The 15,357-nt window shown below is 66.8% G+C and carries 19 protein-coding genes; 9 read left to right on the top strand and 10 right to left on the bottom strand.

The window, feature by feature from the left end; translation table 11 throughout:
* The first annotated feature begins 105 nt into the window (after positions 1–105).
* On the top strand, positions 106–819 hold the full coding sequence (locus FHG54_RS02170) for an IclR family transcriptional regulator (RefSeq protein ID WP_139415714.1): 714 nt from the start codon (positions 106–108) through the stop codon (positions 817–819).
* A 23-nt stretch (positions 820–842) separates the two neighbouring features.
* Here the strand turns inward: FHG54_RS02170 and FHG54_RS02165 are convergent, their stop codons facing one another.
* The 3 genes from FHG54_RS02165 to rox form a co-directional block, all read right to left on the bottom strand.
* On the bottom strand, positions 843–2,798 hold the full coding sequence (locus FHG54_RS02165; RefSeq protein WP_139415713.1) for an FAD-binding monooxygenase: 1,956 nt from the start codon (positions 2,796–2,798) through the stop codon (positions 843–845).
* 243 nt (positions 2,799–3,041) lie between these two features.
* Positions 3,042–3,539 (bottom strand): dihydrofolate reductase family protein, encoded by a 498-nt coding sequence (locus FHG54_RS02160; RefSeq protein WP_233437840.1) that lies wholly within the window; start codon positions 3,537–3,539, stop codon positions 3,042–3,044.
* Between the two features lie 129 nt (positions 3,540–3,668).
* On the bottom strand, positions 3,669–5,123 hold the full coding sequence (rox, locus tag FHG54_RS02155; protein ID WP_139415709.1) for a rifampin monooxygenase: 1,455 nt from the start codon (positions 5,121–5,123) through the stop codon (positions 3,669–3,671).
* 508 nt (positions 5,124–5,631) lie between these two features.
* On the opposite strand from rox, the gene FHG54_RS02150 reads away from it, so the two are divergent.
* Positions 5,632–6,015 (top strand): DoxX family protein, encoded by a 384-nt coding sequence (locus tag FHG54_RS02150; protein ID WP_139415707.1) that lies wholly within the window; start codon positions 5,632–5,634, stop codon positions 6,013–6,015.
* A 66-nt stretch (positions 6,016–6,081) separates the two neighbouring features.
* Here FHG54_RS02150 and FHG54_RS02145 read toward each other — a convergent pair whose 3' ends face one another.
* Together FHG54_RS02145 and FHG54_RS02140 are read right to left on the bottom strand one after the other, a co-directional pair.
* Positions 6,082–6,609 (bottom strand): hypothetical protein, encoded by a 528-nt coding sequence (locus tag FHG54_RS02145; protein ID WP_139415705.1) that lies wholly within the window; start codon positions 6,607–6,609, stop codon positions 6,082–6,084.
* 71 nt (positions 6,610–6,680) lie between these two features.
* Entirely contained in the window at positions 6,681–7,169 is a 489-nt protein-coding gene (locus tag FHG54_RS02140) for a hypothetical protein (RefSeq protein ID WP_210415457.1), read from the bottom strand.
* 144 nt (positions 7,170–7,313) lie between these two features.
* On the opposite strand from FHG54_RS02140, the gene FHG54_RS16235 reads away from it, so the two are divergent.
* From FHG54_RS16235 to FHG54_RS02125, 4 genes are read left to right on the top strand one after another with little or no spacing between them, the layout of a single operon-like run.
* Positions 7,314–7,466, top strand: a complete 153-nt coding sequence (locus FHG54_RS16235; RefSeq protein WP_168197071.1) for a hypothetical protein — start codon at positions 7,314–7,316, stop codon at positions 7,464–7,466.
* A 4-nt stretch (positions 7,467–7,470) separates the two neighbouring features.
* Positions 7,471–8,148: a hypothetical protein gene (locus FHG54_RS02135; RefSeq protein WP_139415703.1), complete on the top strand. Its 678-nt coding sequence runs from the start codon at positions 7,471–7,473 to the stop codon at positions 8,146–8,148.
* Positions 8,145–8,699, top strand: a complete 555-nt coding sequence (locus tag FHG54_RS02130) for a PadR family transcriptional regulator (protein ID WP_139415701.1) — start codon at positions 8,145–8,147, stop codon at positions 8,697–8,699. Before FHG54_RS02135 ends, FHG54_RS02130 begins: the two co-directional genes overlap by 4 nt.
* Before the next feature lie 11 nt (positions 8,700–8,710).
* Entirely contained in the window at positions 8,711–9,640 is a 930-nt protein-coding gene (locus FHG54_RS02125; RefSeq protein ID WP_139415699.1) for a hypothetical protein, read from the top strand.
* Positions 9,641–9,699: 59 nt separating this feature from the next.
* Here the strand turns inward: FHG54_RS02125 and FHG54_RS02120 are convergent, their stop codons facing one another.
* A complete protein-coding gene (locus FHG54_RS02120) occupies positions 9,700–10,275 on the bottom strand; it encodes a M15 family metallopeptidase (protein WP_139415698.1) in 576 nt (191 codons plus the stop codon).
* Between the two features lie 78 nt (positions 10,276–10,353).
* On the opposite strand from FHG54_RS02120, the gene FHG54_RS02115 reads away from it, so the two are divergent.
* From FHG54_RS02115 to FHG54_RS02105, 3 genes are all read left to right on the top strand, one after another.
* Complete coding sequence (locus FHG54_RS02115; RefSeq protein ID WP_476725964.1) at positions 10,354–11,466, top strand: sensor histidine kinase; 1,113 nt, start codon at positions 10,354–10,356, stop codon at positions 11,464–11,466.
* Between the two features lie 85 nt (positions 11,467–11,551).
* The gene (locus FHG54_RS02110) at positions 11,552–12,268 is read left to right on the top strand and encodes a hypothetical protein (RefSeq protein ID WP_233437839.1); all 717 of its coding nucleotides are present in this window, start codon (positions 11,552–11,554) and stop codon (positions 12,266–12,268) included.
* Between the two features lie 45 nt (positions 12,269–12,313).
* Positions 12,314–12,952: an NAD(P)H-dependent oxidoreductase gene (locus FHG54_RS02105; RefSeq protein ID WP_139415694.1), complete on the top strand. Its 639-nt coding sequence runs from the start codon at positions 12,314–12,316 to the stop codon at positions 12,950–12,952.
* Positions 12,953–13,090: 138 nt separating this feature from the next.
* On the opposite strand, the gene FHG54_RS16995 is transcribed toward FHG54_RS02105, so the two are convergent.
* The 4 genes from FHG54_RS16995 to FHG54_RS02090 form a co-directional block, all read right to left on the bottom strand.
* The gene (locus tag FHG54_RS16995) at positions 13,091–13,366 is read right to left on the bottom strand and encodes a Txe/YoeB family addiction module toxin (protein WP_269748000.1); all 276 of its coding nucleotides are present in this window, start codon (positions 13,364–13,366) and stop codon (positions 13,091–13,093) included.
* A gap of 529 nt (positions 13,367–13,895) precedes the next feature.
* Positions 13,896–14,498: a hypothetical protein gene (locus FHG54_RS02095; RefSeq protein ID WP_139415692.1), complete on the bottom strand. Its 603-nt coding sequence runs from the start codon at positions 14,496–14,498 to the stop codon at positions 13,896–13,898.
* Positions 14,499–14,523: 25 nt separating this feature from the next.
* Entirely contained in the window at positions 14,524–14,661 is a 138-nt protein-coding gene (locus tag FHG54_RS16610) for a hypothetical protein (RefSeq protein ID WP_232333566.1), read from the bottom strand.
* On the bottom strand, positions 14,658–15,344 hold the full coding sequence (locus FHG54_RS02090; protein ID WP_233437838.1) for an alcohol dehydrogenase catalytic domain-containing protein: 687 nt from the start codon (positions 15,342–15,344) through the stop codon (positions 14,658–14,660). The genes FHG54_RS16610 and FHG54_RS02090 overlap by 4 nt, the downstream gene beginning before the upstream one ends.
* Positions 15,345–15,357: the final 13 nt, after the last annotated feature.

Genomic DNA, 15,357 nt, shown 5'->3' with positions numbered 1-15,357 from the left:
CGGATCTTTCATGCTGCGGAACTCCGTCGCGTCCGATGATCGATCAGGGCGTTCTAGTATCGGACGAACGAGGAGCGGCATCGAGGGATGCCGGAAGGGCGCACCATGGTCGCAGACGACGCCACCCGGGCCGGGTCGCAGACGCTCAGTCGCGGCATCCGGATTCTCGAGGTCCTGTCCGACTCCGACCGCGCCCGCTCGATCGACGAGGTCGCCGCTGAGCTCGGCGTGCACCGCTCGGTCGCCTACCGGCTCGTGCGCACCCTCGAGAGCCACGGGCTCGTCGCCCGCGATGCGGCCGGCCGCCTCGCCCTCGGCACCGGTCTCGCGGCCCTCGCCTCTGGCGTCGCCCGCGACCTGCAGCATCTCGCGCTGCCCGAGCTCACTGCGGTCGCCGATGAACTCGGCATGACGTGCCTGCTCGCCGTGCTCGTCGACGCCGAAGACGCCGTCACGCTCGTGAGCGCCTCGCCGCGCCAGTCGGTGGCGGTGGTGTCGTACCGGCCGGGCCACCGGCATCCGATCACCCGCGGCGGGCCCGGCAAGGCGATCCTGCTCAGCCTGCCCGAGAGCGCCTGGCCCGCCGAGGTGCCCGACGGGCTGCGCGACGAGATCGCCGAGAGTCGGCGTCGCGGCTACGCCCTGAGCCATGACGAGGTCGTCCCCTCGCTCGCGTCGGTGGCGGTGCCGCTCGTGCTGCCGGGGCAGCCGCCGGCCTCGATCGCGGTGATCCACGTCTCGTTCTCGCTGCCCGAGGCCGAGATCGCCGAGCGCCTGCGGCTCGCCGCCGACGCCGTGCGGCGCGCGTACGGGGGCTGAACCGGGCCGCCCGCCATTCCGGTTCACCGCGGCAGCATCGCCCCGCGGAAGAACTCGGCGAGTTCGTCGGTCGCCGACAGCGGCAGCACGTGCGCCACGTACTGGTCGGGGCGCACGACCACGACGACGCCGTCGCGAGCGAGCCCGCGCTGCTCGAAGACATCGTGCGCGGGGTCGGTCGCGTACACCTTCTCGTAATCGGTCAGCCCGAACGGGCCGTACTCGGGCAGGAACACCCGCGGCACGCTGCCGAGATCGACCTCGCCGTGCGGCTGCTGGTACACGACCTTGACGTCGAAGAGCTCGTCGAAGCCGCTGCCGTCCGGCGTGTGCGCCTGCAACGGCGAATCGGATGCCTCGGCCAGGCGGTTCGCCCAGTCGGCGAGTGCCGTGCCGTGCACGGCGGGAGCCGCGGCATCCGCGAATGCATAGATGCGCCAGCGCCCGTCGGCCCGGTGATGATGGCCGAGTTGCACCGGGTTGCCGTCGCACACTCGCTCGACCGGGGCCGACTTGAAGCGCTTTCCGATCGGAAACCCGGTTGCGAGCGCCTGGTGCGCCGGCGAACCGACGGTCATCGACGGCTCGTACTGCGTCATGAACCCGGCGGGGAACTCGAAGGTGCGCATGTAGAACTCCTCGAGCTCGGCGGGGTCGCCGAGATCCTCCGGCTTCGTCGCCATGAGCCGCGACCATTCGCGGTCGAACTCGATCAGGTTCTTCGCGACCACGTGCCGCTCGTCGTGATAGGTCTCGAGCAGGGCCTCGGCCGCGCGGCCGTCGAGCACGTGACCGAGTTTCCAGCCGATGTTCCAGCCGTCTTGCATCGACACGTTCATGCCCTGACCGGCCTTCGCGCTGTGCGTGTGGCAGGCGTCGCCGGTGATGAACACGCGGGGCGTTCGGGTGCCGTGCTCTTCGAGCGGCACGTCGTCGAAGCGGTCGGTGAGGCGGTGGCCGACCTCGTAGACGCTGTGCCACGGAACGTCGCGCACATCGAGCGCGTAGGGGTGCAGTATGTCGTTGGCCTTGGCGATGATCTCGTCGAGGGTCGTCTTGCGCACCTCGCCGTGGGTGTCGGCCCCGACCTCTCCGAGGTCGACGTACATGCGGAACAGCTGCCCGCCCTCGCGGGGGATGAGCAGGATGTTGCCGGCCTCCGACTGGATCGAGCACTTCGTGCGGATGTCGGGGAAGTCGGTGACCGCGAGCGTGTCCATCACGCCCCAGGCGTGGAACGACTGCGCGCCGAGGTGCTTGGCGCCGATCGATTCGCGCACCCGGCTGCGTGCGCCGTCAGCCCCGACGACGTACTTCGCGCGCACGGTGCGGCGCTCGCCGGTGAGCTCGCCCTCGAGGGGGGCGGCATGCGAGGCGTCGCCCGCGCCGACGCCCACCCCGGTGACCCGTTCGAGCATCACCGTGACCGGGTGCTCGGGAAGCGCGCCGTCGTCGCCGGGCCTCGCGACCTCGAGCCCGACGACCTCCCAGCCGTAGTCGGGCCTGATCCGGCCGGGGGAGTTGTGTGCGTACTCGGCGAAGTAGTCGAGCACGCGCGCCTGGTTGACGATGAGGTGCGGAAACTCGCTGATGCCGCTCGGGTCATCGGGGGTGACCGCGGCACGGCGGATGTTTCGTGGCTGGCCGGGATCTGGCTTCCAGAACGCCATCTCGGTGATGCGGAACGCCTCGGCGATGATGCGCTCGGCGAAGCCGAAGGCCTGGAAGGTCTCGACGCTGCGGGCCTGGATGCCGTCGGCCTGCCCGATCTCGAGCCGGCCCGGCCTGCGTTCGACGAGTCGGGTCACGATGTCGGGGAACTGCGCCATCTGGGCGGCGGCGACCATGCCGGCGGGGCCCGAACCGACGATGAGCACGTCGACCTCGTCGGGGAGTTCCTCGGGTCGATCGATGCCGACGCCGGCCGCGGGCTGCACTCGCGGATCGCCCGACACGTAGCCGTTGTGATGGAACTGCACGGCCTCTCCTCACTGCGCTGTGGGTGTGCTTGCGTGATCGCTCAGGTGATCGCTCAGGTGATCGATCGTGTGATCTTTTGTTCGATAATCGAACGGGACATTCTCATATCGCGCACCCAGCATAGAGCCGTGCCCCGGTTCGGGCAAGCGCGCATCGACCTCATCGGGCCGAGGTCTCCGTGCTGGGCACCCCCGGCCACGGGGGTCGGGGGTGAGCCAGTCCGGATCATCGATTGCATCGAGCTATCGCCGCTTCGGGCGGTAGGTCCTCCCGAAGCTACGTTCCGCGCCCTTGTAGGTCTCGACGAGGTCCCAGTCGTAGCGACGCCCGCCGGGGACGTCGAAGATGCGGGTGCCGTCGCCGAGGAACACCGGGGCTACGAAGACCTGCAATTCGTCGATCAGGTCGTGTTCGAGGGCTTGGCGGGCGATATCGGCGCTGATGATCTGCACGTCCCGGTCGCCGGCGATCTCCCGTGCACGGCGGATCGCCTCCACGACGTCGCAGTTCTGCGCAATGATGGTCGGGTCGTCCGCGATCTCGTCGGGGCGGTGGGTGAGGATGAACTCGGTTCCGGACCATGCACCGCCGTATGCCTCGGAGGTCATCTCATCCCGATCGTCCTGCTGCGCTTTCGCGGCGTCGTAGCCTGCCCTGCCGGAAATGATCACCGCGACCTCGCCCGCCATGCGCTCGGTGACGCCATCGGCCGATGGTTCCGCGGCTGACATCCAGCTCATGTCGTGACCGGGTCCGGCGATGAAGCCGTCGATCGAGCAGGTGAACCCCCAAGCGACTTTCCCCATGTCTGTTCCTCCTCTTCTTGTTCTTGCGATGTCCGTTGCGTCTGAGACGTTGGATCCTCGACCTCAGAGGGGCCCCGGGGCGTCGTGCGCCGTCTCGCTTGCGGCGCCAAACCAGGTGGGCAGGTGATCGAGGAGGTCCTGCTGCTCCTCGCCGACCCATGCCACGTGGCCGTCTGGGCGCAGCAGCACCGCGGGCACGTCCAGATCGTCGGAAACGTCGACGACAAGGTCGACCCGGTCCTCCCAACCCGACATCGAGAGCCGGCCCGTCTGGTCGATCAGCAGACCCCGGCCCTCGTGCATCAACTCGTACAGTCGACCACGCGACATCCGCAGGTCTCGAAGCCTTCGCCCGAGCAGCGGGTGCACTGTCCCGAAGTCGTAGCGGATGTCGGTTGCGGTGACTTTCTCGATCAGGTGCCGGTTGACCTCCTCGAAGTCCATCAGCTCCGTCAGCAGCCGGCGCAGCGCTTGCGGTCCCGGCTCGGTGGACAGCAGTTCCATCTGGGCGCGGGTGTTGTCGAGCACGTCGACGGCCACCGGGCGCCGTTCCTTCTGATACGTGTCGAGCAGGCCCTGCGGCGCCCAGTCCTGCACTTCGGCGGCCAGCTTCCATCCGAGGTTGAAGGAATCCTGAAGGCCGAGATTGAGACCCTGCCCGCCGGTCGGCGGATGGATGTGGGCGGCGTCGCCGACCAGCAGCACCCGCCCGCTCCGGTAGCTCTCGGCCAGACGTGTGGCGTCGCCGAAGCGGGAGAGCCAGCGCGGGGAATGCACACCGAAATCGGTGCCTGCGAACTCGCGCAACTGCTCCCTGAATTCATCAAGAGTCGGCGGCACCGCACGGTCTTCGGCGACGCCGGCGGCGGGCACAGTGACGCGGTACACGCCATCGCCCAACGGCATGGCGCCGAAGCGCTTCTCGGTCTCGCGGATCTTGGCCATCACCGACATGACCGTCTCCTGCGGATCGGCGATCGCCATCTCGCCGAGCAGCGTGTCGACCCTGCTCGGCTCACCCGGAAAACCGATGCCCACCAGGTTGCGCACGGTGCTCCGGCCGCCGTCGCAGCCCACGACGTAGCGCGAGCGAAGCTGGGTGCCGTCGGCCAGCTCGACCGTCACCCAGTCGTCGGCCTGGATCAATCCAGCCACCTCGCAGCCGCGTCGGATCTCCACGCCGAGCTCGGTGGCGTGCTCGGTCAGCAGCCGCTCGGTGATCGGCTGCGGGATGCCGAGGACGTAGGGGTGCGTAGTGTCGAGCCCCTCGGGCGAGGGCTTGGCGATGCCGGCGAAGAATCCGCCGACCGAGTGCGTCGTGCCGAGTGCGAGGAACCGCTCCAACAACCCGCGCTGGTCCAGTACCTCGATGCTCCGAGCGTGCAGCCCGAGAGACCGCACCACCTTTGACGGCTCCGATTCCTTCTCCAGCACCACGGCGTACACACCCTGCAGGCGAAGTTCGCTCGCCAGCATCACACCGCTCGGTCCACCACCCACGACGATCACATCGATCATGCGTACTCCCTATCTTTCGACCCACGATTCTGCGTCACGACCGGGGCCTTGCCGCAAGCCCCCTACCTCGCGTTAAACTGGGAGGGGCAGGGCGCAGAGACGACTGAGCCGTCGTCGACGGTTCGCGTGCTCGGTGACGACGAAGTCCGCGTGAAGCGTCACATCGGCGTCCCGCAGCCCAGAAGTCGAGCATTGTGGCGTCACATCGTCCGGTCTCGGCACGAGCCGTCGACGGCGAAGAGGTTGATCGGGTCGTTTGCGAGGTTGACCCGTACACACCGGTGATCAATGCGATCAGGCCGATCATGATCAGCCCGCCACCGAACCCAGTACTCCCGAACTCCATGACGGTGAGGAGCGCGAGCGCGACAACGGGAGATCCACCGCCACTCACCTTCGAGGAGTCGCATCGGAGTTCGGAGAGGCGGGTCTGCGGATGTCACAACTCAGGGCTCTGTCGTGTCCCATGAGATGAAGCCGACTATCGACAAGGAAGAGAGAGAGAACGATGGACATTGCCCTCTGGATCGCTGCCGGCGTGCTTGCGGCTGTCGCACTCGCGGGAGGCGCCACCAAAGTATTCGTCCCCAAAGAAGCGCTGTCGAACACTTCCGGCGGGGGTTGGACTCGAAACGCCAGCGTGCCATTCGTCAAGTCGCTCGGCATGCTCGAAATCCTGGCCGCAGTGGGCTTGATCCTGCCTGCCGTTGTCGGCATCGCACCGGCCATGGTGCCGATCACCGCCGTGTGCTGGGTGATGTTGATGGCCGGCGCCATGATCACCCACGGGCGCCGGGGCGAATCCGGCCTCATGATGCTGAACCTGAGCTATCTCGTGCTCGCGGCATTCATCGCGTGGGGCCGTTTCGTTCTCGAGCCGTTCGTCACCTGATGGCGACCTGCCAGTGGTGCGGGCCCGGGCTCGACATCGACGCCATGACTCCGTGCGGCGGCAGGTTCAGAGCGGGGGCATGATGCCGAGCGCGACCAGCAACGTCGGCGCGAGCACCAGAATGCCGGCGAGGAGGAGTGGCGCGCCGGCAATGCCGAGCACGATCGGAACGGGTCGCCACCCGCAACGCCTGGAATCGGAGACGGCCACGACTCCGAAGCAGGTCGCAAAGAACACCGCACCGAGCACGTAGCCCACACCGGCCGCATCGATCTGTTCGGGGCGACCCGTGATGCCGGCCGCGATCGCAACGGCCTCACCGATCGTGCCGACCGCATAAATGAGGAACGTGCCGAACGCCCCCCAGAGCAAGAGGGTCATCACAGTGGGAGCGACGGCGCTCGCTCGTGCGCTCACCGAGAGCATCAACACGGCCGCTCCGAACAGCTTCAGACCGACCACCAGCCAGTTCATCACCGTGATGCCGGAGGCGTAATCGGCGAGAGGCCCGTCAGCGAAGCGGCCCGTTCCCTCGAACACGACGTTCACAGTCGCGAAGGCGAGCAGGGCGATGGTGCCGAGAATCGCCGTCACTGTGACGATCGCCGACGGGGAACTTCGGGCTGGAAGCGCCGGCCTCCCGTCGACGCGTGATCGACCGGCAGTCATGACGCCGTCTGGGTGCGCGGATCGTCCTGACGCTCGCCGCGACGCCGCGCCCGGATGCTCGCGCTGAGCAACAGCACGGCCGGCACCAGGAGGAGGAGGAAACCGCTCGGACCCACCACCCACACGCAGCTGAGCGCCCAGACGCCGAGCACCGCGCCGACGTACACCGGAACCGTCCGGCCGTTCCGGCCGGCCCTGAGGATGAGGAGCGCGAGCAGCACGCCGGGAACGACGAAGCCCCCGGGAAGCCCCCAGAATTGCACGGCCGCATCGAGCGGCAGTTGCTCGGTTCGGAATGGGCCGGCCACCCAGGCACCCCACCACGGGTGCAGCGCGAAGGCCGCCGTGTGAAGCGCACTGATCAGCAACAGAGATATCGCGGCGGCGACCGTCAGTCGATCTGCGCGGGTTCGCTGCTGGTGGCCGGGCTGATCGCGGTTGGGCGGGATGTTCGGCGTACGTGCAGGGCCGCGGAGCTGTGTCATGCAGCAAGCCTGCAGCGCAGCGCGCCGGCCGACATCCCTCCGTCAGATGACCCGGCTCGCTCGATCGGGTGAGGTCGACGCTGTCCACCACGCTGCCTTGACAGTCCACAGTGGGCGGTCGTATGGTTGCGAGCATAGTCCACAATGGACTATCCGGCGAACAGTGAGACGATCGTGCGCGACCGAAGGCCCTACCACCTCACCGCTCCGGCCATCAGCATGTCGCGGGGCCATCACATCGACCGCATCATTCGCGGCAATACCAACGGCAAAGCGGCGCGAGTGCCGGAATCCTAGGCCGATGTTCGTCGGGCACTACGGGATCAGCCTGGCCGCCAAGGTCGTCCGGCCCCAGACCTCTCTGGGTGGGCTGTTCCTCGCGGCCCAGTTGGCTGACGTGGCCTGGGGTGCCCTCGTGCTGATCGGCATCGAGCGGGTGGCGCTCATCCCGGGCGGGGTGGGACCCGGCGGCGTCGAGCATGATTTCGTGCCCTTCAGCCACGGGATGGCGGGAACGCTCGTCTTGACCGCCGTGGTCTACCTGGCAGTCCGCCTTGCCCCGATCGGCAGCGGGTCGACCCGAGCGGCCACGGCGGCACTCGTCGCCGCGGTGGCCGCCGCGCACTACCTTCTCGACGTCATCGTCCACCCAGCGGAGCTGCCGATCATCGATCACTCACTCGAGATCGGCCTGGGGTTGGCCGCAACGTGGGCCTTCGCGCTCGAGACGGCCCTGCTGCTCGCAGGGCTGTGGCTCTACCTGCGGGCGACGGTCGCTCGCAACCCCCTCGGCAGATACGGCATGATCGGTCTCGTGATCGGTCTCATCGCGTTCAACTTCTACGTCGTGACGAGCGTGACCCCGGAGACCCTCGCGATCATCGTGCTGAGCAACCTCGCCGCGTATGCCGCCCTGGCCGGGATCGCGGAGTGGCTCGATCGTCAACGCGCGCCGGCTGCGACGGGGCGCCCGGCATGACGGATCATCGCCTCAACGCCACAGCCGCCTCGCTCCTCGGTTTCCTGCACCGGGGGCCGATGTCAGGCTGGGACCTCACGGTGCAGGCCCAGCAGGTGATCGGCGACTTCTGGTCTCTCACCCGCAGCCAGGTCTACCGCGAGCTGACTCGAATGGTGGGCGATGGCCTCATTGTCGCGGGAGCGCGTGGCTCTCGAGAACGCCAGCCCTACGAGTTGACGGATGCCGGCCGGTCAGCCTTCCTCGCGTGGGCGAACACCGAGCCTGGACCGGAGACGATCCGATTCCCCCTCCTGTTGAAGATCAGCTTCGGGAGCTTCGTGGATGCGGAGCGCCTCGCAGGGTTCATCGACATTCACCGCGAGTCCCACGAGCGGCAGCTGGCTGAGTACGAGGCGCAGGCGGCCGGCGCGCCGCCCGAGTCGAGCGATCCGTACGCGCGGGCGACACTGACCTTCGGCATCGAGTACGAGCGGGCGGTCCTCGCCTGGTTCGACGCCCTGCCGATCGAGATTCGCACCCCTCGCATGCCGCCCGATAGCGTGGGCTGATGACAGCTCAGTTGGATCGCGTCGCGTTTCTGGTGGTACAGAGTGCTCTTGCTCGGGCGCCGAAGCATGAGACGGATTCGACGGGTACCGACTACCTGCTGCGGCAGATCCTCGACGGACCGTTGGATATCTGGGATGAGCTGAAACCGGTGAGCCATGCGCTGGCGGCGACGAAGCAGAGCACGAAGGCCGTCGGCTATCTGATGGCGATGGCGGCGACCGGCGACGATCCCGCAACCTGGAAGACCGGTGAACGCGTCGTGGAATCGTCGGCGCAGTCGCCGGCCGCCGCGGAACTGCGCGAGGGCGCATGGCAAGCCGCGAACGAGGGCAAGCCGCTGGTGGGGTGGACGGATGAGTTCGTCGCCACAGTGGAGCGTGCACTTGTTCGAGCGACGCAGCGGGGGAGTTCGGCTGCAGACATCCGTGACCTCGCAGCAGCACTCGTATCCGAACCCCAGAACAGGGCCACCGAGGCGCTGCAGCATGGGGGAGTCGACGTCGCTGCCACGTTTGGGCACATCGAGGCTTTGCCCGCGGTGTCGGAAGGCATCCGCACACCATCACTGCAGGCACTCGAGCACAGCGGTGCGCTGACGGGGCCGACGAAGAAGCGTGGGCTGTTCGCTCGAATCTCCGGCTCCGGCGAAACCACGATCGGTGCCGTCGTAGCCGCGGAAGCGGTGCGCCAAGCGGTGCGCGCGGGATCACCGGTCGTGGACGCCGAGGATGTCTCCGCCGCCCTCGCATCGATGCAGGAACAGGTGACCCAGGCCGGACGCGCCTGGGCGGACGGCACCGTGCCCCTCCACGCAGCGCCACCCATCCCGCGAGCCACGGTGCTGCTCCCCGCCACGTGGCCGACCGTCGAGCAGGAACTCCCACGGCGCATCGCCTCCCTGAACTCGCTCTCCGAGGTGTCCGCCGTACTGACGGGGTGATACACAGCGAACGGCTCGTACGTCGACTGGCTCAGAAGCACACAGGGTCCGGCGTGCGATCACTGCTGCATTCGCGGATCCTCCGTGGGGTCGGCGTACATCGGCGGGCAGCCGTGATCGATCGCATCGGGAATCAGCTCGTAGTGCCACGGCTCGTTGACGTAGATCTGGCAGAGCCCATACTGCGCGCCGTTCTGCGACAGCCAGTACGTGCCATCGAAGGGACCGATGTCGACCGCGTCACCTGACACATGAGCGGATGTCGCAGGGGTCGCGACCCATCGTCGCGCCTCGTCTTCCGTCCCGTACGTCGAGATCGCGTCGCGAAGCAGCTGTTCCTGATAGGCGGGCGAGCGCCAGCCGTCGTTCACGAGGAACGCGACGCCGTCGTCAGCGGCATCCGCCGCCGCGTCGTTGAGGGCCTGCATCAGAGCGGTATCGAGGTTGGCGATACCGGGGTACCCGGCATCGGTGAGGCTCGTGCCGTGCGGCAATACGCCGTCGTCTTGTGCGGCCGACGAATCCGGCTGGGCGAGAAGCGTACCGATGATCACCGCTGCGCCCACGGCCGATCCGACGAACAGGAAGGTGAGACATCTGCGGAATCGGCGTCGGCGTGCTGTCGTATGACTCATGCTGCCAGTCAAGGCAGCGCGGCGTTGCCAGCCCGTATCCGGTTCTCGATACGCCGACGATACGCCCCGGCTCCTAGCATGGGAATCATGCGGTTGCTGGTTGCCGAAAGAGCGCCCGGGTTGAGCGTCCGCCTCAAGCTCACCCTGAGCTACGCGGGGTTCCTGATGGTGGCGAGTTTCCTGCTGCTCGCGGCCGTGTGGCTCTTCCTCCTGCGTTACGTGCCCGCTCGGGCGATCGAGACATTCGGCGGGTTCGTTCCCGGCCGCGATGACCTCGTCCGAGCGTTCGGCCCGGCCGTCGCCTGGGTCCTCGTGTTCCTGTTGGTCATCGGCCTGGTCGGAGGATGGTTTCTCGCCGGCCGCATGCTCGTGCCCCTGGCGCGAATCACGGACGCCACCCGAAGAGCTGGAAACGGTTCGCTGTCGTATCGGATCGAACTGGAAGGCCGCCAAGACGAGTTCCGGGAGCTCGCGGACAGCTTCGACGCCATGCTCGCGCGGCTCGAAGCGCAAGTCGCCGAACAGCAGCGGTTCGCTGCGAACGCCTCCCACGAGCTGCGTACACCGCTGGCGATCACGCAGACGCTTCTCGAGGTCGCCCGCAACGACCCGGGCGGCGTCACGGGCGAACTCGCCGAACGTCTCCTCGCCGTCAACGCCCGCGCGATCAACCTCACCGAGGCGCTGCTCCTGCTCAGCCGCGCCGACCAGCGATCCTTCCCGAGAGAGCGCGTCGATCTCTCGCTGCTCGCTGAGGAAGCCACCGAAACACTCCTGCGCCTGGCAGAACAACACGATGTCACCGTCGAGACATCCGGTGATATCGCCTCGACCTCGGGCTCGCATGCGCTTCTGCTGCAGCTGACGACGAACCTCCTGCACAACGCCATCGTTCACAACCTGCCCGAGCACGGCACCGTGCAGATGCACACGAGCGCGAATCCGGAGTCGGTCGTGCTGACGATCGAGAACAGCGGCGAACTGCTGAGTCCGCAGCTGGTCTCGACGCTCACCGAACCGTTCCAGCGCGGGAGCGAGCGCATCCGTGACTCTCATGGCGGAGTGGGTCTCGGTCTGGCGATCGTCAAGAGCATCACCCAGGCCCACGACGGGGTGCTCGCCATCACGCCGCTCGAGGCCGGCGGGCTGCGCGTCGCAGTGGAGCTCCCAGCCACGACGACGCAGGCCTGACGGCTGACGAACAGCGCGAGCATCGGTTCCTTCGCCAAGGCGACATCCTTCGGCCAGAGCGGAGCCTTGACCGTGTGGCGAGAACATGGCATTGAATCGCATGATGCTTGATTTCGACGAAGGCGATGACGACGTATCCGGGATGCTCGAGTATCTCGACGCCGATGCCCAGGAAACACGCGTCCGGCGAGGCGACGGGCGGGCGCTCGAGCCGTACCGATGGTGGCAGGTCTTCTCGGGTCGTTCGTTGTTCTCGCTCCGCATCCCGCAGAGGTACGGGCCGGACTCGATCTACGTCGTGGACGTGCGCCTTTCCGGAGAGCAGGCCGGAGACGAAGGCGAACGGGCGCACCTCTATCGAGATGGAGCGCACGTGGCCGAGTCCGCGCTACCGGCCTCCTTCACCGTCGAGCAGGGGGTGATTGAAGTCGTCTTGGGCACATATGGCCTGAAGCGCATGCATTACGTCACGCGTGACCGTTCCGAGCAGCGGTTGATCCCCCACCCGAGCTCGGCGGTCGGGCTTCGCCTGCGTCTGCAGCGCGCTCATCCAGTCCTCAGCAGATGGATAGCCGCCACCTCGATCGCGCTTCTGCTGATCGGTGTCGGTGTCAACGTTCCACAGCTGGCGCAGACGATCTCGGAGACACCGGCTATCGCGGAACGTTTCGGTTCCTTCGTCTCCCCCATCCAGCTCCCCCTCTGGCTCAACATCACGCTCGGAGTGGGTGCTGCGGTAGCGAGCTTCGAACGCGGCCTGCGCCTCCGGTACAACTGGCTGCTCGATGGCCTTGGGAACTGAGCCACTCACACAACACCTCGACTACGAGACAAGGGGTTCTTCACTATGCATCTGTTGACAGTCTTCGCCCATCCCTTCGCGAACAGGTACCCCTCCGCAATCATGGATGCCTTCCATGAGCCGTTCCGACGCGATGCCCACACAATCGACGTCTTGGACTTGCACCGCGAAGAATTCGATCCGCGATTCTCGGAGGCTGACCACGCACACTTCTGGGGTGGGCCCATCCCGCCGGGCATCGCGCAGATGCACGCGCGCGTCGAAGCAGCTGATCGGCTCGCGCTCGTCTTCCCTGTCTACTGGTGGAGCATGCCGGCACTGATGAAAGGGTGGATCGAACGCGTCTTCACCGGCGGTTGGGCGTACCAGTACGGCGAGGGAGTTGCCGACCGCGGTCGGAAACCGCTTGATGCCCTGCTCCGAAATATCCCGACGACACTCATCGGCATCGGTGGGTCCAGGGAGCGTACGTACGACAAGTACGGCTACCGCGATGCCATGCGAACGCAGATCGACGTGGGAATCTTCGCGTACTGCGGAGTCACCGACGTCGAGAGCCACCTCATCTTCGATGTGGAAGGCGACGGCAATGGTCTCCAGCGCGGAGCCGGGTTGGAGACGGCTCGCGCCATCGGCGAGGCATTCGTCGCACCCGATCGAACGGTACGCCATGCCAAGGCATGATCACCTGCTGCCAGGGACTTGACCCCTCCTATTCGCTCAGCGTGAACGGCCATGTCGATGTTGCGATGCAGGGAGGCCGCGGGCTTCGACGCGGCAGTGTCTGCCACGAAAGCCGCCGGCGTCAGGTGTTGCCCTCATTCAGCGCCCGTAGCGACATCGGCAGCCGGCGATGCGGATCTCGTCGTGCTCGACCTTGTAGATCAGGCGGTGCTCGTCAGTAATGCGGCGCGACCAAAGCCCGTGGAATCCGTGCTTCAGGGGTTCAGGCTTGCCGATGCCCTCGTTGTCGTTGCTGGACCGCCCCTCGGCAACGCGGGCCCGTTCACGTTCGTCGGCGCGGACACACTCACCAAGCGGCCTGGCCGGCGATCGTGTATCGAACCTGCAAGGGTTGGGCAATTCGATTCTTTGCACTATAGCCTCTGGGTGATGTCGCTCGAAGGCCCGCAGGGCTCTCCATCAAGCTTCGAGAAAGGTCCGGGCTTTGGCTGCTTGACGCGGCGACTCTTGATCGATACGGCTCGATCACTGGGTCTCTCTGCACCGCCAAGATTGCGATTGAATGACATCGCGAGCCTCGCGGGCGTTGCGTCGGAAGCGTGTCAGGACCTCTTCGGGGATCTCGCAGGCATCGCCTCGGCGGTTTTCGACGAGGACGCCGAATCCGCGGCGCGTTTGATGCTTTCTAGACAAGTGGATGATCTGCTTTCGTTCGAGGCTGCTGCGCGCACCGTTGTGCATTTCCTTGTGGACAACGTCGTCGACAACTTCGGACTCTATGCTGCGGCCGTTGAGTCTCAGGTAGGACGTTCGCCCTACATTTCACGGTTCTCGAGTCCACAGTCTGAAGTGCTGATTCGGCTGTGGTTGCGCGGTCAGGCGCCATGGACGGACGAGGTCATTGCCGATCGGCTGACGATCGCCTCTTCGTCGTGGTCGATGTTCACTTCTTCACCTCAGCCATCTCGGCGTCGCGCCGTCCGGGTTGGTTGCTGGTGTCGCGGATCCTGTGCCGACCGGCGGCGTTGATGGTGATGGTGCCCGTGGCGGCGAGCGGCACGTTCGGGGCGATCTCGACGAGGGCGTCAGGGCCGTCGTAGGTGTCGATCCGCGGGTCGGGCAGCCAGTCGAGGTCGTCGAACCCGCGGTTGATGTACCCATGCTTGTCGAAGCTCGGACCCTCGTAGCCGAGAACCTCCCAGACGTCGGCGTTGTCGTAGAGGTTCAGGACTGCGGTACGACGGACGAAGCCGAAGAACTCGGTCGCGTCGATCCGGCGCAGAACGCTCGTTGCGGCGGCGTCGTCGAGATCGCGGAAGTCGCCTCCCGCCAGGTGGCTGAGGGTGAGCAGGCCCTGCGTGACGGTGACGCGGAACCAGGTCGAGTTCTGAGCTTCGGCGAGGATCGTGTCGGCGGTGCGCTCGTACGGACCGTCGGGGAACGACGGATGTGGGAAGGCGACACGGAGGACGCGGATGAGGACGCCGCGCGCCTCGTCGGTAAGCTCCGTGTCGTTGAGCTGGGAATACTTCGCGGGGAACGCCATCGTTCGGCTCCTATCGTGCGGTGTTCTAACGGGGGTCTTCGGGGACGAGGATGCCTCTTCCGACCAGACGGCCGGCTTCGAGGTCGTGGATCGCGTCGACAGCGGCGTCGAGCGGGTAGACCGCGGTATGGAGCTTGACGCGCCCCTCCGCAGTGAGGGTCATGAGCTCCACGAGATCGTTGTACGTGCCGACGAGATGTGATGCGCGCCGAGCTGCTTCGCCAGCTCAAGGGCCTGCTCGCTGCGGTCGACGACCGTGACCCGCGCGCTGGTGATCGCCGCGAGCGCCTGGATACCGATGTGCCCGAGACCGCCGGCGCCGATGACGACGGCGTGCGTGCCGGGAAACAACACATCCGCCGCCTTCCGCACGGCGTGGTACGCGGTGAGCCCGGCGTCGGCGAGGGCGGCGACATCCATCGGCGCAAGTCCCTCGTCGAGCTTCACGACCGCACGCGCGTTCGTGAGGAGTTGCTGGGCCATGCCGCCGTTCACGTTGATCCCGGGAAAGGTGGCGTTCTCGCAGTGCGAGTCCTGGCCGACGCGGCACGCGGGGCACAGTCCGCAGCTGGTGAGCGGGTGCATGATCACCGCGTCGCCAGGCTTGACGTTGTGCACGGCGCTGCCGACCTCGCGTACCCAGCCTGCGTTCTCGTGGCCGAGGATGTACGGAAGTGAAGGGTGCTGGATCGGATCCCACTGACCCTCGATGATGTGCAGATCGGTGCGGCACAGCCCTGCGGCGCCGACGTCGACGACGACGTCCCAGGGTCCGGTGATGGTGGGCTCGGCGACCTCGTCGAGAACGGGGTTCTCTCCGTAGGTGTGGAGACGGACGGCTTTCATGTGTGACTCCTCA

Origin of the sequence: Agromyces laixinhei, assembly GCF_006337065.1 — a bacterium.
In the GTDB taxonomy this organism is placed as follows: domain Bacteria; phylum Actinomycetota; class Actinomycetes; order Actinomycetales; family Microbacteriaceae; genus Agromyces; species Agromyces laixinhei.
The sequence above is the reverse complement of the archived record's forward strand: the minus strand, read 5'-3'. Positions and strand labels throughout refer to the sequence as shown.